The organism is Streptomyces sp. Root1304, assembly GCF_001426405.1.
Taxonomy (GTDB): Bacteria; Actinomycetota; Actinomycetes; order Streptomycetales; family Streptomycetaceae; genus Streptomyces.
This window is the reverse complement of the sequence record NZ_LMEP01000025.1, coordinates 37397-58222: the sequence shown is the minus strand read 5'-3', so window position 1 is coordinate 58222 and position 20826 is coordinate 37397. Positions and strand designations below refer to the sequence as shown.

19 protein-coding genes are annotated in these 20826 nt (G+C 72.1%); 15 read left to right on the top strand and 4 right to left on the bottom strand.

Annotated features, from left to right (window positions below; genetic code table 11):
* The first annotated feature begins 122 nt into the window (after positions 1-122).
* The 8 genes from ASD33_RS26890 to ASD33_RS26855 all read left to right on the top strand — a co-directional run bounded on the left by ASD33_RS26890 (position 123) and on the right by ASD33_RS26855 (position 10588).
* Entirely contained in the window at positions 123-2045 is a 1923-nt protein-coding gene (locus tag ASD33_RS26890; RefSeq protein ID WP_056565893.1) for an acyl-CoA dehydrogenase family protein, read from the top strand.
* Between the two features lie 89 nt (positions 2046-2134).
* Positions 2135-3373, top strand: a complete 1239-nt coding sequence (gene aroA / locus ASD33_RS26885; protein ID WP_056565890.1) for a 3-phosphoshikimate 1-carboxyvinyltransferase — start codon at positions 2135-2137, stop codon at positions 3371-3373.
* Positions 3374-3407: 34 nt separating this feature from the next.
* On the top strand, positions 3408-4658 hold the full coding sequence (gene dxr, locus ASD33_RS26880; RefSeq protein WP_056565886.1) for a 1-deoxy-D-xylulose-5-phosphate reductoisomerase: 1251 nt from the start codon (positions 3408-3410) through the stop codon (positions 4656-4658).
* Positions 4655-5962 carry a site-2 protease family protein gene (locus tag ASD33_RS26875; RefSeq protein ID WP_056565884.1) on the top strand — a complete coding sequence of 436 codons (1308 nt, stop codon included), beginning with the start codon at positions 4655-4657 and terminating at the stop codon, positions 5960-5962. Before dxr ends, ASD33_RS26875 begins: the two co-directional genes overlap by 4 nt.
* Positions 5963-6065: 103 nt before the next feature.
* Positions 6066-7223: a flavodoxin-dependent (E)-4-hydroxy-3-methylbut-2-enyl-diphosphate synthase gene (ispG, locus tag ASD33_RS26870; protein ID WP_056565882.1), complete on the top strand. Its 1158-nt coding sequence runs from the start codon at positions 6066-6068 to the stop codon at positions 7221-7223.
* Between the two features lie 131 nt (positions 7224-7354).
* The gene (locus ASD33_RS26865; protein ID WP_056565877.1) at positions 7355-8200 is read left to right on the top strand and encodes a GNAT family N-acetyltransferase; all 846 of its coding nucleotides are present in this window, start codon (positions 7355-7357) and stop codon (positions 8198-8200) included.
* A 28-nt stretch (positions 8201-8228) separates the two neighbouring features.
* Entirely contained in the window at positions 8229-8774 is a 546-nt protein-coding gene (locus ASD33_RS26860) for a GNAT family N-acetyltransferase (protein WP_056567097.1), read from the top strand.
* A 110-nt stretch (positions 8775-8884) separates the two neighbouring features.
* The gene (locus tag ASD33_RS26855; RefSeq protein ID WP_056565874.1) at positions 8885-10588 is read left to right on the top strand and encodes a proline--tRNA ligase; all 1704 of its coding nucleotides are present in this window, start codon (positions 8885-8887) and stop codon (positions 10586-10588) included.
* Between the two features lie 60 nt (positions 10589-10648).
* On the opposite strand, the gene ASD33_RS26850 is transcribed toward ASD33_RS26855, so the two are convergent.
* Genes ASD33_RS26850 through ASD33_RS26835 form a run of 4 tightly spaced genes read right to left on the bottom strand, consistent with a single transcriptional unit; the run spans position 10649 to position 13547 of the window.
* On the bottom strand, positions 10649-11614 hold the full coding sequence (locus ASD33_RS26850) for a slipin family protein (RefSeq protein WP_056565872.1): 966 nt from the start codon (positions 11612-11614) through the stop codon (positions 10649-10651).
* A 43-nt stretch (positions 11615-11657) separates the two neighbouring features.
* Positions 11658-12557, bottom strand: coding sequence for an aminoglycoside phosphotransferase family protein (locus tag ASD33_RS26845; RefSeq protein ID WP_056565869.1), 900 nt, complete (start codon positions 12555-12557; stop codon positions 11658-11660).
* 31 nt (positions 12558-12588) lie between these two features.
* A complete protein-coding gene (locus ASD33_RS26840) occupies positions 12589-13005 on the bottom strand; it encodes a ferritin-like domain-containing protein (RefSeq protein WP_056565866.1) in 417 nt (138 codons plus the stop codon).
* Positions 13002-13547 carry a hypothetical protein gene (locus ASD33_RS26835; RefSeq protein WP_056565863.1) on the bottom strand — a complete coding sequence of 182 codons (546 nt, stop codon included), beginning with the start codon at positions 13545-13547 and terminating at the stop codon, positions 13002-13004. Before ASD33_RS26835 ends, ASD33_RS26840 begins: the two co-directional genes overlap by 4 nt.
* A gap of 178 nt (positions 13548-13725) precedes the next feature.
* Here ASD33_RS26835 and rimP point away from each other — a divergent pair, with 178 nt between their 5' ends.
* The 7 genes from rimP (at position 13726) to truB (ending at position 20632) form a co-directional block, all read left to right on the top strand.
* Positions 13726-14223 carry a ribosome maturation factor RimP gene (rimP, locus tag ASD33_RS26830; protein ID WP_056565860.1) on the top strand — a complete coding sequence of 166 codons (498 nt, stop codon included), beginning with the start codon at positions 13726-13728 and terminating at the stop codon, positions 14221-14223.
* Positions 14224-14225: 2 nt separating this feature from the next.
* Complete coding sequence (gene nusA / locus ASD33_RS26825) at positions 14226-15221, top strand: transcription termination factor NusA (protein ID WP_056565858.1); 996 nt, start codon at positions 14226-14228, stop codon at positions 15219-15221.
* Between the two features lie 74 nt (positions 15222-15295).
* The gene (locus tag ASD33_RS34580; protein WP_079045050.1) at positions 15296-15577 is read left to right on the top strand and encodes a YlxR family protein; all 282 of its coding nucleotides are present in this window, start codon (positions 15296-15298) and stop codon (positions 15575-15577) included.
* 147 nt (positions 15578-15724) lie between these two features.
* Positions 15725-18823 (top strand): translation initiation factor IF-2, encoded by a 3099-nt coding sequence (gene infB, locus ASD33_RS34575; protein WP_079045049.1) that lies wholly within the window; start codon positions 15725-15727, stop codon positions 18821-18823.
* 148 nt (positions 18824-18971) lie between these two features.
* Complete coding sequence (locus ASD33_RS26815) at positions 18972-19265, top strand: DUF503 domain-containing protein (protein ID WP_056565852.1); 294 nt, start codon at positions 18972-18974, stop codon at positions 19263-19265.
* A 30-nt stretch (positions 19266-19295) separates the two neighbouring features.
* The gene (rbfA, locus tag ASD33_RS26810) at positions 19296-19736 is read left to right on the top strand and encodes a 30S ribosome-binding factor RbfA (protein WP_056565849.1); all 441 of its coding nucleotides are present in this window, start codon (positions 19296-19298) and stop codon (positions 19734-19736) included.
* The gene (gene truB, locus ASD33_RS26805; protein ID WP_056565845.1) at positions 19733-20632 is read left to right on the top strand and encodes a tRNA pseudouridine(55) synthase TruB; all 900 of its coding nucleotides are present in this window, start codon (positions 19733-19735) and stop codon (positions 20630-20632) included. Before rbfA ends, truB begins: the two co-directional genes overlap by 4 nt.
* Positions 20633-20826: the final 194 nt, after the last annotated feature.

Here is a 20826-nt window from a genome sequence, read left to right as displayed (position 1 = left end):
GCACCCGCCCCGGCGGCCCGGGCGTCTCACCGGAGGGACGGACCGCCGGGCTCCCGGATCCCCTCGTCTTTCCGAACCCGCCGAAATCGGGTACGACGGACAGACAGCCCGAGGAGGCGCCCATGTCCGCACCCGCCGAGCGGCCCAGGGTCACCGCGCACGAGGCCCGGCAGACCGCCGAGGACGCCCGCGAGCGGGACTGGAGCAGACCCAGCTTCGCCAAGGAGCTGTTCCTCGGCCGGTTCCGGCTCGACCTGATCCACCCCCACCCGCTCCCCGCCGCCGAGGACGTCCGGCGCGGCGAGGCCTTCCTCGCCTCCCTCCGCGCGTTCTGCGAGACCCGGATCGACAGCGCCCGCATCGAGCGCGAGGCCCGCATCCCCGACGAGACGATCACCGGCCTCAAGGAGCTCGGCGCCCTCGGGATGAAGATCGACCGGAGGTACGGCGGCCTCGGCCTCACCCAGCTGTACTACAACCGGGCCCTCGCCCTCGTCGGCTCCGCCAGCCCCGCCGTCGGCGCCCTGCTCTCCGCGCACCAGTCGATCGGCGTACCGCAGCCGCTGAAACTCTTCGGCACCCAGGAGCAGAAGGACACGTTCCTGCCCCGGCTGGCCCGTACCGACCTCTCCGCCTTCCTGCTCACCGAGCCCGACGTGGGCTCCGACCCGGCGCGGCTCGCCACCACCGCCGTGCCGGAGGGGGACGCGTACGTCCTCGACGGGGTGAAGCTCTGGACCACCAACGGCGTCATCGCCGACCTCCTCGTCGTGATGGCCCGCGTCCCCGCCTCCGAGGGGCACCCCGGCGGCATCACCGCCTTCGTCGTCGAGGCCGGCTCGCCCGGCATCACCGTCGAGCACCGCAACGCCTTCATGGGCCTGCGCGGCCTGGAGAACGGCGTCACCCGCTTCCACCGGGTACGGGTGCCCGCCGCCCACCGCATCGGTGCCGAGGGCGCCGGGCTCAAGATCGCCCTCACCACCCTCAACACCGGCCGGCTCTCGCTCCCCGCCGCCTGCGCGGGCGCCGGGAAGTGGTGCCTGCGGATCGCCCGCGAGTGGGCCGGCGTCCGCGAACAGTGGGGCGGACCCGTCGGCCGGCACGAGGCCGTCGGCACCAAGATCTCCTTCATCGCGGCCACCACCTTCGCCCTGGAGGCCGTCGTCGACCTGGCCTCCCAGATGGCCGACGAGGACCGCAACGACATCCGCATCGAGGCCGCCCTCGCCAAGCTGTACGGCTCCGAGATGGCCTGGCTGATCGCCGACGAACTCGTCCAGATCCGGGGTGGCCGGGGCTACGAGACCGCCGACTCGCTCGCCGCCCGCGGCGAGCGCGCCGTCCCCGCCGAACAGGTCCTGCGCGACCTGCGGATCAACCGGATCTTCGAGGGCTCGACCGAGATCATGCACCTGCTGATCGCCCGCGAGGCCGTCGACGCCCACCTCTCCGCGGCCGGGGACCTCATCGACCCGGGGAAGTCCCTCTCCGAGAAGGCGAGGGCCGGGGTGCGGGCCGGCGGCTTCTACGCCCGCTGGCTGCCCGGACTCGTCACCGGACCGGGGCGGCTGCCGGGGTCGTACGGCGAGTTCGGCGCCCTCGCGGGACACCTGCGCTACGTCGAGCGGACCTCCCGCAAGCTCGCCCGCTCCACCTTCTACGCGATGTCGCGCTGGCAGGGACGGATGGAGCTCAAGCAGGCGTTCCTCGGCCGGATCGTCGACATCGGCGCCGAACTCTTCGCGATGAGCGCCGCCTGCGTACGGGCCGAACTCCTGCGCACCACCGGTGACCACGGCCGCGAGGCGCAGCAGCTCGCCGACGCCTTCTGCCGGCAGTCCCGGCTGCGGACCGAGGAGCTGTTCGGCCGCCTCTGGTCCAACACGGACGACCTCGACCGGCGGATCGTCGACGGGGTGCTCGACGGCCGGTACACCTGGCTGGAGGAGGGCATCGTCGACCCCGGCGACGACGGCCCCTGGATCGCGGACGCCACGCCCGGCCCGTCGACACGGGAGGACGTCCACCGGACGATCCCGTGACCCGGCCACGGGAGTACGTGCGGGGCCGCCGGCCGTCCACGTGACGGAACGCCCGTCCGCCCGCCGGGACACGGCGACACAATGGCCCCGTGACCGTCATCGACATCCCCGGCTCCAAGTCCGTCACCGCCCGTGCGCTCTTCCTCGCCGCCGCGGCCGAGGGCACCACCACCCTCCTGCGGCCCCTCGTCTCCGACGACACCGAGGGCTTCGCCGAGGGCCTGACCGCCCTCGGCTACGGCGTCCGCCGCACGCCCGAGGCCTGGCACATCGAGGGCCGCCCCGCCGGACCGGGGGCCGCCGACGCCGAGGTGTACTGCCGTGACGGCGCCACCACCGCCCGGTTCCTGCCGACCCTCGCCGCCGCCGGCCACGGCACCTACCGCTTCGACGCCTCGGCGCAGATGCGGCGACGGCCGCTCGGCCCGCTCACCACCGCCCTGCGCGAGCTCGGCGTAGACCTGCGGCACGGCGGCGCGGAGGGGCACCACCCCCTCGACGTCCACGCCCACGGCGTGAAGGGCGGCGCGCTCACCCTCGACGCCGGGCAGTCCTCCCAGTACCTGACGGCCCTCCTCATGCTGGGCCCGCTCACCGCCGAGGGCCTCGACATCACGGTCACCGACCTCGTATCGGAGCCGTACGTCGAGATCACCCTCGCCATGATGCGGAGCTTCGGCGCGGACGTGCGCCGGGAGGGACGGAGCTACCGGGTCGCCCCCACCGGCTACCGGGCGAGGACGTACGGCATCGAGCCCGACGCCTCCACCGCGAGCTACTTCTTCGCCGCCGCGGCGCTCGGCCCCGCGGGCCGCGCGGTCACCGTCCCCGGCCTCGGCACCGGCGCGCTCCAGGGCGACCTGGCCTTCGTCGACGTACTGCGCCGCATGGGCGCCGACGTGGAGACCACCGGGAACGCGACGACCGTCCGCTCCACCGGCACCCTGCGCGGACTGACCGTCAACATGCGGGACATCTCCGACACCATGCCGACCCTCGCCGCGCTCGCGCCCTTCGCCGACGGTCCCGTCCACATCGAGGACGTCGCCAACACCCGGGTCAAGGAGTGCGACCGGCTCGACGCCTGCGCCGAGAACCTGCGCCGCCTCGGTGTCTCCGTCGACACCGGCCCCGACTGGATCGAGATCCGCCCCGGCACCCCCGCCGGACCCGTCGAGATCGCCACCCACGGCGACCACCGGATCGTCATGTCCTTCGCGGTCACGGCGCTGCGCACCCCCGGGATCACCTTCGACGACCCCGGCTGCGTGAGGAAGACCTTCCCCGATTTCCACCGGGTCTTCGACACGTTCGCCCGGACCCAGTGAAGAGCGCACAGTGTTTGGGGCAAGAATGGGGGGCATGAGCGACCGCCCCTCTCCTCTCGCCGACCCCCACATCGCCTTCGACGTCTCCGAAGGACGCCGGGACATCGTCGTCCTCGGCTCGACGGGGTCCATCGGCACCCAGGCCATCGACCTGGTGCTGCGCAACCCCGACCGCTTCCGGGTCACCGCCCTGGCCGCCTCGGGCGGCCGGGTCGCGCTGCTCGCCGAGCAGGCGCACCGGCTGAAGGTCGCCGCGGTCGCCGTGGCCCGCGAGGAGGTGCTGCCGGAACTGCGGGACGCGCTGAAGGCGCTGTACGGCTCCGAGCCCCTGCCCGAGCTGCTCGCGGGGCCGGACGCCGCGACCCAGCTGGCCGCCTCCCCGTGTCACACCGTCCTCAACGGCATCACCGGCTCCATCGGCCTCGCGCCGACCCTCGCCGCCCTCGAAGCCGGCCGCACCCTCGCCCTCGCCAACAAGGAGTCGCTGATCGTCGGCGGCCCGCTGGTGAAGGCGCTCGCGAAGCCCGGCCAGATCATCCCGGTCGACTCCGAGCACGCGGCCCTGTTCCAGGCGCTCGCCGCCGGCACCCGCGCCGATGTCCGCAAGCTGGTCGTCACGGCCTCCGGCGGTCCCTTCCGCGGCCGTACGCGGGCCGAGCTGGCCCATGTCACCCGCGAGGACGCGCTCGCCCACCCCACCTGGGCGATGGGCCCGGTCATCACGGTGAACAGCGCGACCCTGGTGAACAAGGGCCTGGAGGTCATCGAGGCCCACCTGCTCTACGACATCCCGTTCGACCGCATCGAGGTCGTCGTCCACCCGCAGTCGTACGTCCACTCGATGGTCGAGTTCACGGACGGCTCCACGCTCGCCCAGGCCACCCCGCCGGACATGAGCGGCCCGATCGCCATCGGCATCGGCTGGCCCGAGCGGGTCCCGGACGCGGCCCCCGCCTTCGACTGGAGCAAGGCCTCCACCTGGGAGTTCTTCCCCCTGGACACCGAGGCGTTCCCCTCGGTCGGCCTGGCGCGGCACGTCGGCGGGCTGGGCGGCACCGCCCCCGCCGTCTTCAACGCGGCGAACGAGGAGTGCGTCGAGGCGTTCCTCGCCGGACGGCTGCCGTTCAACGGAATCATGGATACGGTCACAGCGGTCGTCGCGGAGCATGGCGTTCCCGCCGCGGGAACCTCCCTCACCGTCCCGGACGTCCTCGAAGCGGAGACCTGGGCGCGCGCTCGGGCCCGAGAGCTCGCAGCGAAGGCAACAGCGGAGGCCCGCGCATGACCGAAATGCTTCTGTACGCCCTGGGCATCGTGCTGTTCGCGCTGGGCCTGCTGATCTCCATCGCCTGGCACGAGCTGGGCCACCTCTCCACGGCCAAGCTCTTCGGCATCCGGGTGCCGCAGTACATGGTCGGCTTCGGCCCCACCATCTGGTCGAAGAAGCGCGGCGACACCGAGTACGGCCTCAAGGCCATCCCGGCCGGCGGCTACATCCGCATGATCGGCATGTTCCCGCCCGGCGAGGACGGCAAGATCGAGGCCCGCTCCACCTCGCCCTGGCGCTCGATGATCGAGGACGCCAGGGAGGCCTCGTACGAGGAGCTCCAGGAGGGCGACGAGACCCGCCTCTTCTACACGCGCAAGCCGTGGAAGCGCGTCATCGTCATGTTCGCCGGACCCTTCATGAACCTGGTCCTGGCGGCGGCGCTGTTCTTCGGCTCGATGATGACGCTGGGCATCGCGGGCCAGACGACCCAGGTCGCCGGCGTCCAGAAGTGCGTCATCGCCCAGAGCGAGAAGCGCGAGACCTGCCGGGCGGGCGACCCCGTGTCCCCGGCGTTCCAGGCGGGTCTGAAGGACGGCGACAGGATCGTCGCGTTCAACGGGACGCCGGTGGCCGACTGGGACACCCTCTCGGACCGCATCCGGGACACCATCGGCCCCGCCACGATCACCGTCGAGCGGGCCGGGCAGCGCGTCGACCTGCACCCCACCCTGGTGCCCAACCGGGTCCCGAAGAAGGACGCGGACGGCAAGGTCGTCCAGCCGCTGACCTACATCGAGGCCGGATACCTCGGCTTCGCCTCCAAGACCGAGGTCGCGCCCCTCTCCTTCGGCGAGACCACCGACCGCATGGGCGAGCTCCTGGAGAACGGCGTCCACTCGGTCATCGCCCTCCCGGGCAAGATCCCCGGCCTGTGGGACGCCACCTTCGGCGACGGCGAGCGCGCCGACGACTCGCCCGTCGGTGTCGTCGGCGCCGCCCGGATCACCGGCGAACTCATGAACATCGAGGCCCCGCCGACGACGATCCTCGTGACGTTCATGAACCTGCTCGTGTACTTCAACGTCTCGCTGTTCCTGTTCAACATGCTCCCGCTGCTGCCGCTCGACGGCGGCCACATCGCGGGCGCCCTGTGGGAGTCCGTGCGCCGCCACACGGCCCGGCTCTTCAAGCGCCCCGACCCCGGCCCCTTCGACGTGGCGAAGCTGATGCCCGCCGCGTACGTGGTGGCCGGCGTGTTCGTCTGCTTCACGCTGCTCGTCCTCGCCGCCGACCTCGTCAACCCGGTGAGGATCACTTGACCCGCAGGGGGGCCGCACCCGATGGTGTCCGGCCCCCCGTCCCCGGGGCGGTAACCTCGGAGACCTGAGCCCGCCGACGCACAACCTTGAGGTTGCACACAAGATGACCGCGATTTCGCTCGGTATCCCGACCGTCCCGACCCGGCTCGCCGAGCGGCGCAAGAGCCGCCAGATCCAGGTCGGCAGCGTGGCCGTCGGCGGTGACGCACCCGTCTCCGTGCAGTCGATGACCACCACCCGCACCTCCGACATCGGTGCCACGCTCCAGCAGATCGCCGAGCTGACCGCCTCCGGCTGCCAGATCGTGCGCGTGGCCTGCCCGACCCAGGACGACGCCGACGCCCTGGCGACGATCGCCCGGAAGTCGCAGATCCCGGTCATCGCCGACATCCACTTCCAGCCGAAGTACGTGTTCGCGGCGATCGACGCGGGCTGCGCGGCCGTCCGCGTCAACCCGGGCAACATCAAGCAGTTCGACGACAAGGTCAAGGAGATCGCCAAGGCGGCCTCCGACGCCGGCACCCCGATCCGCATCGGTGTGAACGCCGGTTCGCTCGACGCCCGCCTGCTGAAGAAGTACGGCAAGGCCACCCCCGAGGCGCTCGTCGAGTCCGCCCTCTGGGAGGCCTCCCTCTTCGAGGAGCACGGCTTCCGCGACATCAAGATCTCGGTCAAGCACAACGACCCGGTCGTCATGGTCGAGGCGTACCGCCAGCTCGCCGCCCAGAGCGACTACCCGCTGCACCTCGGCGTCACCGAGGCGGGCCCGGCCTTCCAGGGCACCATCAAGTCCGCCGTCGCCTTCGGCGCGCTGCTCTCCCAGGGCATCGGCGACACCATCCGCGTCTCGCTCTCCGCGCCGCCGGCCGAGGAGATCAAGGTCGGCATCCAGATCCTGGAGTCGCTGAACCTGCGCCAGCGCCGTCTGGAGATCGTCTCCTGCCCGTCCTGCGGCCGCGCCCAGGTCGACGTCTACAAGCTCGCGGAGGAGGTCACCGCCGGCCTCGACGGCATGACCGTCCCGCTGCGCGTGGCCGTCATGGGCTGCGTCGTGAACGGCCCCGGCGAGGCCCGCGAGGCCGACCTCGGTGTCGCCTCCGGCAACGGCAAGGGCCAGATCTTCGTCAAGGGCGAGGTCATCAAGACCGTCCCCGAGTCGAAGATCGTCGAGACCCTGATCGAAGAGGCGCTGAAGATCGCCGAGCAGATGGAGAAGGACGGCGTCGCCAGCGGCGAGCCCTCGGTCGCCGTCGCCGGCTGAGCCTCCGGACCCGTACGACGAAGCCCCTCCGCCCCCACCGGGCGGAGGGGCTTCGTCCGCGTGGAGGGCCCCGCCACAGACGGGAAGGGTAAAGTGCGGAGACCAGCAGAACCGCACGGTGAGGCCCCCTCGTGTTGACACAACCCGCCACCCGGGTCCTCGAACCCGCCGACCTCGGCGCCGCACTCGCCGTCCTGGAGAGCGCCCCCGTCGAGAACGCCTTCGTCACCGCCCGCGTCCAGATCGCCGGGCTCGATCCCTGGCGCCTGGGCGGCGAGATGTGGGGCTGGTACAGCGAGGGCCGGCTGCGGTCCCTCTGCTACGCGGGCGCCAACCTCGTGCCCCTCTGCGCCACCCCCGAGGCCGTCCGCGCCTTCGCCGACCGGGCCCGCAGGATCGGCCGCCGCTGCTCCTCGATCGTCGGCCCCGTCGAGCCCACCGCCGAGCTGTGGCGCCTCCTCGAACCCAGCTGGGGCCCCGCCCGCGACGTCCGCGCCCGCCAGCCCCTGATGGTCGCGGAGGAGCCCTCCGCCACCGTCGCCCCCGACCCGCTGGTCCGCCGGGTCCGCAAGGACGAGATGGACGTGATCATGCCCGCCTGCGTGGCCATGTTCACCGAGGAGGTCGGCATCTCCCCGCTCGCGAACGACGGCGGGCTGCTCTACCAGGCCAGGGTCGCCGAGCTCGTCGGCTCGGGGCGTTCCTTCGCCCGCGTCGAGGACGGCAAGGTCGTCTTCAAGGCCGAGATCGGCGCGGCGACCCGCCAGGCCTGCCAGATCCAGGGCGTCTGGGTGGCCCCCGAGCACCGCGGCAAGGGCCTCTCCGAGTCGGGCATGGCCGCCGTCCTCCAGTACGCGCTGGCCGACGTCGCCCCCGTCGTGAGCCTGTACGTGAACGACTACAACACCCCCGCCCGCGCCGCGTACCGCCGTGTCGGCTTCCGCGAGACCGGCGCCTTCATGAGCGTGCTGTTCTGAGGCCCCGGCCGCTTGTAGGGTGCGCCGCATGGATGACGCACAGGTCATGATCGGGCCGGTCAATCTCGCCGCCCGGGTCGACGAGGCCCTCGCCGTGCAGGCGCTCGCCTTCGGCCTGGACCAGGACGAGGTCGCCGTACGCCGCCACATCGTGCTGCGCCACCTGCTGAGCCCCGGCGCCCGCGCCTACGGGGCCACCACCCCCGACGGGACGCTCGTCGGCTTCGTCTACGGGATGCCCAACGACCGCACCCACTGGTGGTCCACCGTCGTCGAGGGATACCTCCGGATCAACGGCACCGCCGACTGGCTCGACGACTCGTTCGTCATCACCGAACTCCACGTCCACCCCGCCCACCAGGGGCGCGGGGTGGGCCGCGAACTGATCACCACCATCACCGACGGCGCCGCCGAGCCGCGCTCGATCCTCTCCGCGATCGACACCGACAGCCCGGCCCGCGGCCTCTACCGCTCCCTCGGCTACACCGACCTCGCACGCCAGGTGCACTTCCCGAGCGCCGCCCGCCCGTACGCCGTGATGGGCGCGCCGCTGCCGCTCAGGCGCCGGAACTGATTTCTCCGACCAGGGGCCGCCCGGATAACCTCCTAGCCATCACCTCCCCCGAGCTCTCGGCTCCGCCCGAGCAGGGGGGAACCCCATGTCCCGGCAGGAGTACGAGAACCATGGCCAACGCACCGGTCCAGCGCATGTCCCAGTTGATGGCGAAGACGCTGCGCGACGACCCGGCGGACGCCGAGGTCCTCAGCCACAAGCTCCTCGTCCGCGCCGGCTACGTCCGCCGCACCGCCGCCGGCATCTGGAGCTGGCTGCCCCTCGGCAAGAAGGTCCTCGCCAACGTCGAGCGCATCGTCCGCGAGGAGATGGACGCCATCGGCGCCCAGGAGGTCTCCCTGCCCGCGCTGCTGCCCCGCGAGCCCTACGAGGCCACCGGCCGCTGGGACGAGTACGGCGCCGAGCTGTTCCGCCTCCAGGACCGCAAGGGCGGCGACTACCTCCTCGGCCCCACCCACGAGGAGATCTTCACCCTCCTGGTCAAGGACCAGTGCTCGTCCTACAAGGACCTGCCGGTCATCCTGTACCAGATCCAGACCAAGTTCCGCGACGAGGCCCGCCCCCGCGCCGGCATCCTGCGCGGCCGCGAGTTCCTGATGAAGGACTCGTACTCCTTCGACACCGAGGACGAGGGCCTGGCCCGGTCGTACGCCCTGCACCGCCAGGCGTACCAGCGGGTCTTCGAGCGCCTCGGCCTCGACTACCGCATCGTCGCCGCCACCGCCGGCGCCATGGGCGGCTCCAAGTCCGAGGAGTTCCTCGCCCCGGCCGAGGCCGGCGAGGACACCTTCGCCGACTGCCCGAACTGCGACTTCGCCGCGAACACCGAAGCGGTGCACCAGGCCGTGAAGCCGGTCGACGCCGCCGCGGTCCCCGCCGCCGAGGAGATCCCGACCCCCGACACCCCCACCATCGAGACGCTCGCCGCCTCGCTGGGCGTGCCCGCCTCCGCGACCCTGAAGAACCTCCTGGTGAAGGTCGACGGCGAGATCGTCGCCATCGGCGTCCCCGGCGACCGCGAGGTCGACATGGGCAAGGTCGAGGAACACTTCGGCCCGACCGCCACGGTCGAGCTGGTGACGGAGGAGGACTTCGCGCAGCGCGCCGACCTCGTCCGCGGCTACGTCGGCCCCCAGGGCCTGGAGAAGGTCACCTACATCGCCGACCCGCGCGTCGCCCCCGGCACCTCCTGGATCACGGGCGCCAACAAGGACGGCATGCACGCGAAGAACGTCGTCGCGGGGCGCGACTTCGAGGTCTCCGAGTACGTCGACGTCGTCGTCGTCGAGGAGGGCGACCCCTGCCCCAAGTGCGGCACCGGCCTGAAGCTGGACCGCGCGATCGAGATCGGCCACATCTTCCAGCTGGGCCGCAAGTACGCCGACGCACTCAAGCTCGACGTCCTCGGCCAGAACGGCAAGCCGGTCCGGGTGACCATGGGCTCGTACGGCATCGGCGTCTCGCGCGCCGTCGCCGCCCTCGCCGAGCAGACGGCGGACGAGAAGGGCCTGTGCTGGTCCGCCGAGGTCGCCCCGGCCGACGTGCACGTCGTCGCCGCCGGCAAGGCCCTCCAGACCGAGCTGGCCCTGGAGGTCTCCGACAAGCTGGCCGCAGCCGGCCTCCGCGTCATGGTCGACGACCGCGCGGGCGTCTCCCCGGGCGTCAAGTTCACCGACGCGGAGCTGATGGGCGTCCCGAAGATCCTGGTCGCGGGCCGTCGCTCCGGCGAGGGCGTCGTCGAGCTGAAGGACCGCCGCACGGGCGAGCGCGAGGAGCTGACCGTCGACGAGGCCATCGCGCGCCTGACCGCCTGACGGCCGGAAGCACGACGGAAGGGGCGGGGGCCCGGGCCCCCGCCCCTTCCGTGTGAGCCCTCAGGCGCCCTCCTCCGGGAGTACGGGCTCCACCGACGCCCCCGTCAGGTCCTCCACCGGTTCCACGCCCTCCGCCGCGTGCGCCGCCCCCTTCAGGTACGCCTCGCTCACCGGCGGCTGCACCGGTGCGGGAGGGGGCGAGGGAGCCGGAGGCGGCACGGCGGGCGCGCCCATCGCGGGCGTCTCGCTCGCGGCGGCCGAGGTTCCCGCCGTCGACCGCTCCAGGAACCTCAGCAGCTCCACCGGGAACGGCAGCACCAGCGTCGAGTTCTTCTCCGCCGCCACCGCGACCACCGTCTGCAGCAGCCGGAGCTGGAGCGCCGCCGGCTGGTCGGACATCACCGCCGCGGCCGCCGCGAGCTTCTTCGAGGCCTGGAGCTCCGCGTCCGCGTTGATGACCCTCGCCCGCCGCTCGCGGTCCGCCTCCGCCTGCCTGGCCATCGAGCGCTTCATGGTCTCCGGCAGGGACACGTCCTTGATCTCGACCCGGTCGATCTGGACGCCCCAGCCGATGGCGGGGGAGTCCAGCATGAGTTCCAGACCCTGGTTGAGCTTCTCCCGGTTGGACAGCAGGTCGTCGAGATCGCTCTTGCCGATGATCGACCGCAGCGAGGTCTGCGACATCTGGGAGACGGCGAACTTGTAGTCCTCGACCCGGACGAGCGCCTCCGCGGCGTCGACGACCTTGAAGTAGACGACCGCGTCGACCCGGACCGTCACGTTGTCCCGGGTGATGCCCTCCTGCGCGGGGACGGGCATCGTGACGATCTGCATGTTCACCTTGTGGAGGCGGTCCACCCCGGGAAGGATCATGGTGAATCCCGGGGACCGGATGTCGTGACGGAGCCGGCCGAAGCGGAAGACCACTCCGCGCTCGTACTGCTTCACCACTCGCGCCGCCGCGCCCGCGTACACGGCTATCGCCGCGGCCGCGCCGGCCGCTACCAACAGCACCTCTTGGATCATCACGGCCCCCAATCGAGCCGAACGGTATAAAAAGGGTATTCCCCTACAGCCAGCCCGCGAACTCCAGAAGCAGCTCGGCATCCTGCCGCCGGCCCGCCGTCAGCGCCCGCGTGCCCGACTCGACCGCGCGGAACAGCGTCCAGCCGCGCAGCCGCTCCCGGTCCACGTCCAGCGAGTCCGCCAGCTTGTTGACCCGCCGCCGGGCCGCCGAGGCGCCCGAGGAGGCCGCCACCAGGTCCTCGACCCGGTCCCGTACCAGCCGGGCGAGGTCGTAAGCCCGCTCGCCGACCAGCGGCTCGGGGCCTACCGCGAGCCAGGGCGCCCGGTCCCCGGCGAGGACCTTGCCCTGCCGGAAGTTCCCGTGCAGCAGCAGCGTCTCGGCGTCGGCCGCCACCAGCTCCTCGCGGGCCGCCAGCGCGGCGGCCGTCAGCTCACCGGCGGTGGCGTCGGCCCGGTAGTCGTCCATGGGGGAGGCCTGCCGGGCGGTCCGCTCGGCCACCGTCTCGAAGCCGTGCTCCGCCGGGGGCTCGACCCACAGCTTGCGCACGGTCCCGGCCGCCTCCAGAAGGGCCTTCGCCTCCGGCAGGGAGCGCAGCGACACCTCGGGATGGAGTCGTTCGAGGACGAGCGCGCCCTCCCCGGCCCCGTCGAGGAGCTGGACCGCGCCCCAGCCGTTCCAGTGCGCGAGCGCCTCCCGCTCCCGGTCCGGCCGGGCGAAGGGGGGTGCGATCTTCAGCGCGGCGGGGGAGCCGTCGGGCCGCCGGACGAGCACGACGAGGCTGCTCCGTCCGCCGGGGGCCATCACCCGTTCGGCGTCCAGCGAGGCGTGGTCGAGCACCTGGCCGACGAGCTCGGGCAGCTTCCCGAGCCACTCGGCCGCGACGGCGTCCCCGTACGTCTCACTGAGCGTCCTCACCAGTCGCTGCGGCGGTTCGAAACCCATGCGTACGTTGTTCCTTCGGTCGGGTCGGGGCTCAGACCCGCTCGGCCAGCCCAGGAAAGGTTACGTCGCTGCCGCGCCAGCGGACGGCCCGTACCGCCGCCTCGGTGAGCGCGGCGGCGGCCTCACCCCGCTTCGGGCCCGGGGAGGCGCGGACGAGATCGGAGTACACCCCGGCCACCCGGTCCTCCAGGACGGCGGCGAGCCGTACGGCTCCGGCCGGGTCCGTCACCGGGAACGGCAGTTCGTACGCGGCCTCCGCGGCCACCGGGGAGCCGCCCAGGTCCCGTACGGCCCGGTGCAGGGCGTCCCGGCGGGCCCGGTGCGCCTCGTAGGCGGCGGTGGCCTCGGCGCGCCGCTCGGGGCCGATCCGGCCGCCGACGACCCCGTACCCGTACACCGCCGCGTGCTCGGCGGCCAGCGCGGCCTGGGTGGCGTCGAGGGCGGTCATGCCCGTGCTCCTTCGGTCAGCAGATAGGCGTGTGCGGCGCCCGCGGCGGCCACGGAGGCCAGCAGCCGGGCGTACTCGGGGGGCGCGGCGGGCAGCGCGGCGGTGTGCGCGGCGGAGGCCGTGCGGGCGGCCGTCGCGAGGTCCCGGAGCGCGGCGCGGGGGTCGGTCGCCACGGGCGGGGCCGGGGGAGCGGTCGACGCCGTGGGCTTCGGGGAGGCCGGGGCGGTCGCCGGTGCGACCGTCGTGCCGCCCTCGCCGAGGGCCTTCGCGTGCGCGGCCGCCGAGCGGCGCAGCGGGGTCAGCCGGGGCGCCAGGGCGGGGTGGGCGGCGAGCGCGGCGTCGTAACGTTTCAGCAGGGTCCGGGACGCGGTCACCGCGCGCAGCCGGAGCGCCGCCTCGGCGCGGGCCACCCGTACGGCCTCGATCTCGGCGGCGGTCGGCTGCCGGGGCCCGGGGGAGTCCGAGGTGCAGCCCGCCAGGGCCGCCGCGGCGGCGGCCGAGAACCCGGCCGCCAGGAGTGCCCGTCTGTCCGTCGTCGTCACGCTCTCTCCCTCGGCCGTGGTACGTCGTCGAAGATCGTCGGGATCACCGCAGGCGAGCGTACCCGTGGGCCCCGAGGCGGTGGACGGCAACACCCTCCGGGACCGGATACCCTTTGGTCTGACACGCGACGAACACGCGACGAACCACAACAGCACACGCGGCCGAGGAGTCACCCGGATGAGCACCACCCAGAGCGACAGGCTGCGCGGACTCGTGGAGCCTCTCGTCCACGCCAAGGACCTGGATCTGGAAGAGATCGAGGTGTCCCGGGCCGGCCGCCGCGGACTGCTGAGGATCGTCGTCGACTCCGACGAGGGCGTGGAGCTGGACCTCTGTGCCGAGCTGAGCCGCGCGATCTCCGAGAAGCTCGACGAGACCGACGCGATGGGCGAGGGCGAGTACGTCCTCGAAGTCAGCTCACCCGGCGCCGACCGCCCCCTGACCCAGCACCGCCACTACCTGCGGGCCACCGGCCGGCTGGTGAAGCTCCAGCTCACCGAGGGCGACGAGCTGGTCGCGCGCATCCTGGCCGTGGACGAGGACGGCCTCGACCTCGAGGTGCCGGGCGTGAAGGGGCGCAAGCCCACCGCCCGCCGGGTCGAGTTCTCCGAGGTCGTCAAGGCGCGTGTCGAGATCGAGTTCAGCCGCAAGGACAAGAAGGAAGAGGAGGCGTAGCCGTGGACATCGACGTGAAGCTGCTCAAGGGCTTGGCGCATGAGAAGGAGATCTCCTTCGACCTGTTGGTCGAGGCGATCGAGTCGGCCCTCCTCATCGCGTACCACCGCACCCCCGACGCCCGCCGCCACGCGCGCGTGGAGCTGGACCGGCTGACCGGTCACGTGACGGTGTGGGCGAAGGAAGACCCCTCCGAGCTGGAGGAGGGCCAGGAGCCCAAGGACTTCGACGACACCCCGTCGGACTTCGGCCGGATCGCGGCGAGCACCGCCCGCCAGGTGATCCAGCAGCGGCTGCGGGACGCCGAGAACGACGTGACGTTCGGCGAGTACGCGCGCCGAGAGGGCGATGTCGTCGCCGGTGTGGTGCAGCAGGGCAAGGACCCGAAGAACGTCCTGGTCCGTCTGGACGACAAGCTGGAGGCCATCCTCCCGGTCCAGGAGCAGGTGCCGGGCGAGGACTACACGCACGGTCTGCGGCTGCGGACGTACGTCGTGCGGGTGGCGAAGGGTGTGCGCGGTCCGTCCGTCACCCTTTCGCGGACCCACCCCAATCTGGTGAAGAAGCTCTTCGCCCTGGAGGTCCCGGAGATCGCCGACGGTTCCGTCGAGATCACGGCCATCGCCCGTGAGGCCGGCCACCGCACCAAGATCGCGGTCCGGTCCACCCGCTCCGGTCTGAACCCCAAGGGCGCCTGCATCGGCCCGATGGGCAGCCGCGTCCGCAACGTGATGGCGGAGCTGCTCGGCGAGAAGATCGACATCGTCGACTGGTCGGACGACCCGGCCGAGATGGTGGCGAACGCGCTCTCCCCGGCCCGTGTCTCCCGGGTCGAGGTCGTCGACATGGCGGCCCGCTCCGCGCGGGTCACCGTGCCGGACTACCAGCTGTCGCTGGCGATCGGCAAGGAGGGCCAGAACGCCCGCCTCGCCGCGCGCCTCACCGGCTGGCGGATCGACATCCGGCCGGACACGGAGCAGGACGGTCCGCAGGACTGAGACCGTTTTTGGCCAACAACTGTTCGATTCTTGCCCCAAACAGGTGAGGTCGGTACGGGGAGGTAGACTTAATCGTGTCTGGCCGGACGCATGCCCGCGCGTGCCCTGAGCGAACCTGTGTGGGATGCCGGGAGCGAGCGGCCAAGAGCGATCTGCTGCGGATCGTGATGGACAAGGACGAGTGCGTTCCTGATCATCGCGGTACGCTGCCCGGCCGGGGTGCGTACCTGCACCCCGCCGAGGCTTGTCTCGACCTGGCGGTCCGCCGCCGAGCGTTGCCGAGGGCCTTCAGGGTCCAGGGCCCGCTCGACACCGCGGAACTCCGTCACCACGTCGAACGGCCGGCACCGCAGTGAAGAAGTACGGCACGGAACACCGTGCGGTCAGGTACCTCGCGAGTTGGAAGTAGGTCGAGATTGCGATGAGCACTCGATGAGTACGCGATGAGTACGCCCATGAAGTAGCGACGGTCCGGCGGTAACCGGACCTCACAAAGGAGCAAAGTGGCTAAGGTCCGGGTATACGAACTCGCCAAGGAGTTCGGTGTGGAGAGCAAGGTCGTCATGGCCAAGCTCCAGGAACTCGGTGAATTCGTCCGTTCGGCGTCCTCGACGATCGAGGCGCCGGTCGTGCGCAAGTTGACTGACGCTTTGCAGGGTCCCGGCGGCAACGCCGGCAAGACCGCTGCCAAGCCCGGCGCGCCCCGCAAGGCGGCGCCCTCCCCCGCGGCGCCGTCTCCGGCCGCCGCGGCTCGTCCCGCTGCCCCGAAGCCCGGCGCCCCGGCCCCCAAGCCGGCCCCCGCCGCGCCTGCGGCGCCGGCCCCGGTCACTCCGGCGGCCGCGCCCGCGAGCAGCACCCCCTCTCAGGCTCCGGCCGCCTCGGGCCCCCGCCCGGGCCCGAAGCCCGCGCCCAAGCCGGTCACGCCGGCTCCGGCCGCCCCCGAGTTCACCGCGCCCCCGTCGGCTCCCGCCGCCGGTCAGCGTCCCGGTGGCTCCGCCCAGGGCGCCCGCCCCGCCGGCGAGCGTCCCGCGCGTCCGGGTGGCCAGCAGGCCCCCCGCCCGCAGGGTCAGGGCGCCCCGCGCCCCGGCGGCCAGCAGGCCCCCCGTCCGGGCGGTGCCCGTCCGGCCGGTCCCCGGCCGGGCAACAACCCCTTCACCTCGGGTGGCTCCACCGGCATGGCGCGTCCGCAGACGCCCCGTCCGGGTGGCGGCGCTCCCCGTCCCGGCGGCCCCGGTGCGGCTCCGGGCGCCCCGCGTCCGCAGGGTGGCCCCGGCGGCGCCCCGCGCCCGCAGGGTCAGGGCGGCGCCCGTCCCACCCCCGGTGGGATGCCTCGTCCGCAGGCTCCCCGTCCGGGCGGCGCGCCCGGCGGTAACCGTCCGAACCCGGGCATGATGCCGCAGCGTCCCGCTGCCGGCCCGCGTCCCGGTCCCGGCGGCCGTGGTCCCGGTGGCCCCGGCGGCCGTCCGGGTGGTCCCGGCGGTGGCGGCGGCGGTCGTCCCGGCTTCGCCGGTCGTCCGGCCGGTCCCGGCGGTGGCGGCGGCGGCTTCGCCGGTCGTCCCGGTGGTCCCGGTGGCGGCGGCGGTCGTCCGGGTGGTCCCGGCGGCGGTGGCGGCGGCTTCGGCGGTCGTCCCGGTGGCTTCGGTGGCCGTCCCGGTGGTCCGGGTGGACGTGGTGGCACGCAGGGCGCCTTCGGTCGCCCCGGCGGTCCCGCGCGTCGCGGTCGCAAGTCGAAGCGTCAGAGGCGCCAGGAGTACGAGGCCATGCAGGCCCCGTCCGTGGGCGGCGTGATGCTTCCCCGCGGTGGCGGCGAGGTCATCCGACTGTCGCGCGGTGCCTCCCTCACCGACTTCGCCGAGAAGATCGGCGCCAACCCGGCGTCGCTCGTCGCGGTGATGATGAACCTCGGTGAGATGGTCACGGCGACGCAGTCCGTCTCCGACGACACGCTGACGATGCTCGGCGAGGAGATGAACTACACCGTTCAGATCGTCTCGCCGGAGGAGGAGGACCGCGAGCTCCTCGAGTCCTTCGACATCGAGTTCGGCGAGGACGAGGGCGGCGAAGAGGCTCTGGTCTCCCGTCCGCCGGTCGTCACCGTCATGGGTCACGTCGACCACGGTAAGACCCGACTGCTCGACGCGATCCGCAAGACGAACGTCGTCGCGGGCGAGGCCGGTGGCATCACCCAGCACATCGGTGCCTACCAGGTGGGTACCGAGGTCAACGGCGAAGAGCGTCGCATCACCTTCATCGACACCCCGGGTCACGAGGCGTTCACCGCCATGCGTGCCCGTGGTGCGAAGTCGACCGACATCGCGATCCTCGTGGTCGCGGCCAACGACGGCGTCATGCCGCAGACGATCGAGGCGCTCAACCACGCCAAGGCCGCCGGCGTCCCGATCGTCGTCGCGGTCAACAAGATCGACGTCGAGGGTGCGGACCCGACCAAGGTCCGCGGTCAGCTGACCGAGTTCGGTCTGGTGGCCGAGGAGTACGGCGGCGACACGATGTTCGTCGACATCTCCGCCAAGCAGGGTCTGCACATCGACTCCCTGCTGGAGGCCGTGGTCCTCACCGCGGACGCCTCGCTCGACCTGCGGGCCAACCCGAACCAGGACGCGCAGGGTATTGCGATCGAGTCCCACCTCGACCGCGGTCGCGGTGCCGTCTCGACCGTCCTGGTCCAGCGCGGAACGCTGCGCATCGGCGACACCGTGGTGGTCGGCGACGCGTACGGCCGCGTCCGGGCGATGCTCGACGACAAGGGCAACAACGTCGAGGAGGCGACCCCGTCGACTCCCGTCCTGGTGCTCGGTCTCACGAACGTCCCGGGTGCCGGCGACAACCTCCTGGTGGTCGACGAGGACCGTACGGCCCGCCAGATCGCCGAGAAGCGCGCTGCGCGTGAGCGCAACGCCGCCTTCGCCAAGCGCGTCCGCCGGGTGTCCCTCGAGGACCTCGACAAGGTGCTCAAGGCCGGTCTGGTCCAGGAACTCAACCTCATCATCAAGGGCGACGCGTCCGGTGCGGTCGAGGCCCTGGAGGCTTCGCTGCTCCAGCTCGACGTCGGCGAAGAGGTCGACATCCGCGTCCTGCACCGCGGTGTGGGTGCGGTGACCGAGTCGGACATCGACCTGGCCATGGGCTCCGACGCCATCGTCATCGGCTACAACGTCCGCGCTGCGGGCCGCGCGGCGCAGATGGCGGAGCGCGAAGGCGTCGACGTCCGGTACTACTCGGTGATCTACCAGGCCATCGAGGAGATCGAGGCGGCGCTCAAGGGCCTCCTCAAGCCGGAGTACGAAGAGGTCGAGCTCGGTACGGCGGAGATCCGCGAGGTCTTCCGCTCGTCCAAGCTGGGCAACATCGCCGGTGTCCTCATCCGCTCCGGCGAGGTCAAGCGCAACACCAAGGCGCGCCTCGTCCGCGACGGCAAGGTCATCGCCGAGGACCTCACGATCCACGGTCTGCGCCGCTTCAAGGACGACGTCACCGAGATCCGCGAAGGCTTCGAGGGCGGTATCAACCTCGGAAACTTCAACGACATCAAGATCGACGACGTCATCGCGACGTACGAGATGCGCGAGAAGCCGCGCGCCTGATCGCGTCCGATCGCAGCAGTGAGCCGGGGCCGGTCGGCGGAAAGTATTCCGTCGATCGGCCCCGGCCGTTGCGTGTACGGTTTCGGGTGTGCCCGCCGAGTGGTCGGCGGGAGCACCGAACCCGAACCGGCGGGACATCCGGACATCCATGTATGTGGGGACACTGTCCTTCGATCTGCTCCTCGGCGACGTCCATTCGCTGAAGGAGAAACGCTCCGTCGTCAAACCGATCGTCGCCGAGCTCCAGCGGAAGTTCTCCGTGAGCGCGGCCGAGGTGGGCGACCAGGACCTCCACCGCAGGGCCCGGCTGGGCGTCGCGCTGGTGTCCGGGGATCCGGGGTTCGTATCGGACGTGCTCGACCGCTGTGAGCGGCTCGTCGCCGCACGTCCCGAGGTGGAGCTGCTGTCGGTGCGCCGCAGGCTCCACACTGATGAAGACTGATTTGAGCAAGGCGAAGAAGGAGAAGGACCAGTGGCCGACAACGCGCGGGCGAAGAAGCTGGCAGACCTCATCCGGGAGGTGGTCGCCGAGAAGCTGCAGCGCGGCATCAAGGACCCCCGCCTGGGCACGCACGTGACCATCACGGACACCCGCGTCACCGGCGACCTGCGGGAGGCCACGGTCTTCTACACGGTCTACGGCGACGAGGAGGAGCGGGCGAGCGCCGCCGCCGGCCTGGAGAGCGCCAAGGGCATCCTCCGTTCGGCCGTGGGCCGCGCGGCCGGGACCAAGTTCACCCCGACCCTGGCCTTCGTGGCCGATGCCCTCCCGGAGAACGCCAAGACGATCGAGGACCTCCTCGACAAGGCGCGGGCCTCCGACGCCCAGGTGCGGGAGGCGTCCTCGGGCGCCGCCTTCGCGGGCGAGGCCGACCCCTACAAGAAGCCGGGCGAGGACGAAGCCGCCGAATGAGCAACGCAGCAAAGACTCCCGACGGCCTGGTCATCGTCGACAAGCCGTCGGGATTCACCTCGCACGACGTCGTGGCCAAGATGCGCGGGATCGCGAAGACCCGCCGGGTCGGCCACGCGGGCACGCTCGACCCCATGGCCACCGGCGTCCTCGTCCTCGGCGTGGAGCGGGCGACCAAGCTCCTCGGTCACCTCGCGCTGACCGAGAAGGAGTACCTGGGCACCATCCGGCTGGGCCAGACGACGATCACCGACGACGCCGAGGGCGAGATCACGGCGTCGGTCGACGCTTCGAAGGTCACCCGCGAAGGCATCGACGCGGGCGTCGCCGAGCTGACCGGCGCCATCATGCAGGTGCCGTCGAAGGTCTCCGCGATCAAGATCGACGGCAAGCGGTCGTACGCGCGCGTGCGCGGCGGCGAGGAGTTCGAGATCCCGGCCCGCCCGGTCACCGTCTCCTCCTTCCAGGTGTACGACGTCCGCGAGGCCACCGCCGAGGACGGCACGCCCGTCGTCGACCTGGTCGTCTCCGTCGTCTGCTCCTCCGGTACGTACATCCGGGCGCTCGCCCGGGACCTCGGCGCGGGCCTGGGCGTGGGCGGGCACCTGACCGCGCTGCGCCGCACCCGGGTCGGCCCGTACAAGCTGGACTCGGCGAAGACGCTCGACCAGCTCCAGGAGGAGCTGACGGTCATGCCGGTCGCCGACGCGGCCGCGGCGGCGTTCCCCCGGTGGGACGTCGACGAGAAGCGCGCCAAGCTGCTGCTCAACGGCGTCCGGCTGGAGATGCCGGAGTACCCGGCGGGCGCGGTCGCGGTCTACGGGCCGGAGGGCACGCTGCTGGCGCTCGTCGAGGCGCAGCGGGGCAAGGCCAAGAGCCTCGCCGTCTTCGGCTGAGACGGGGTTCCACGGCTGTCCGGAGGATCGGACGGCTTCGGAGAACGACGGCTGTCCGGACTGCTCCGGACGCTCACGGTGGGGCGGACACGCGCGCGTGTCCGCCCCACCGTGTTTCCCCCCTCGGGTATCCCCCGGGGGAGTCTGTCCGGTGGACGCCGAAGAATCACCCGATCAGGGAGGCGCTCGGAGTG

Excerpts from the sequence above, each read along its gene's own strand:
- ASD33_RS26860 (WP_056567097.1), top strand. The coding sequence starts at position 8,229 with ATGGATGACGCACAGGTCATGATCGGGCCGGTCAATCTCGCCGCCCGG.
- ASD33_RS26890 (WP_056565893.1), top strand. The coding sequence starts at position 123 with ATGTCCGCACCCGCCGAGCGGCCCAGGGTCACCGCGCACGAGGCCCGG.
- truB (WP_056565845.1), top strand. The coding sequence starts at position 19,733 with ATGAGCAACGCAGCAAAGACTCCCGACGGCCTGGTCATCGTCGACAAG.
- ispG (WP_056565882.1), top strand. The coding sequence starts at position 6,066 with ATGACCGCGATTTCGCTCGGTATCCCGACCGTCCCGACCCGGCTCGCC.
- rimP (WP_056565860.1), top strand. The coding sequence starts at position 13,726 with ATGAGCACCACCCAGAGCGACAGGCTGCGCGGACTCGTGGAGCCTCTC.
- ASD33_RS26875 (WP_056565884.1), top strand. The coding sequence starts at position 4,655 with ATGACCGAAATGCTTCTGTACGCCCTGGGCATCGTGCTGTTCGCGCTG.
- ASD33_RS26815 (WP_056565852.1), top strand. The coding sequence starts at position 18,972 with ATGTATGTGGGGACACTGTCCTTCGATCTGCTCCTCGGCGACGTCCAT.
- ASD33_RS26840 (WP_056565866.1), bottom strand. The coding sequence starts at position 13,005 with ATGACCGCCCTCGACGCCACCCAGGCCGCGCTGGCCGCCGAGCACGCG.
- ASD33_RS26850 (WP_056565872.1), bottom strand. The coding sequence starts at position 11,614 with ATGATCCAAGAGGTGCTGTTGGTAGCGGCCGGCGCGGCCGCGGCGATA.
- ASD33_RS26855 (WP_056565874.1), top strand. The coding sequence starts at position 8,885 with ATGGCCAACGCACCGGTCCAGCGCATGTCCCAGTTGATGGCGAAGACG.
- dxr (WP_056565886.1), top strand. The coding sequence starts at position 3,408 with ATGAGCGACCGCCCCTCTCCTCTCGCCGACCCCCACATCGCCTTCGAC.
- ASD33_RS26845 (WP_056565869.1), bottom strand. The coding sequence starts at position 12,557 with ATGGGTTTCGAACCGCCGCAGCGACTGGTGAGGACGCTCAGTGAGACG.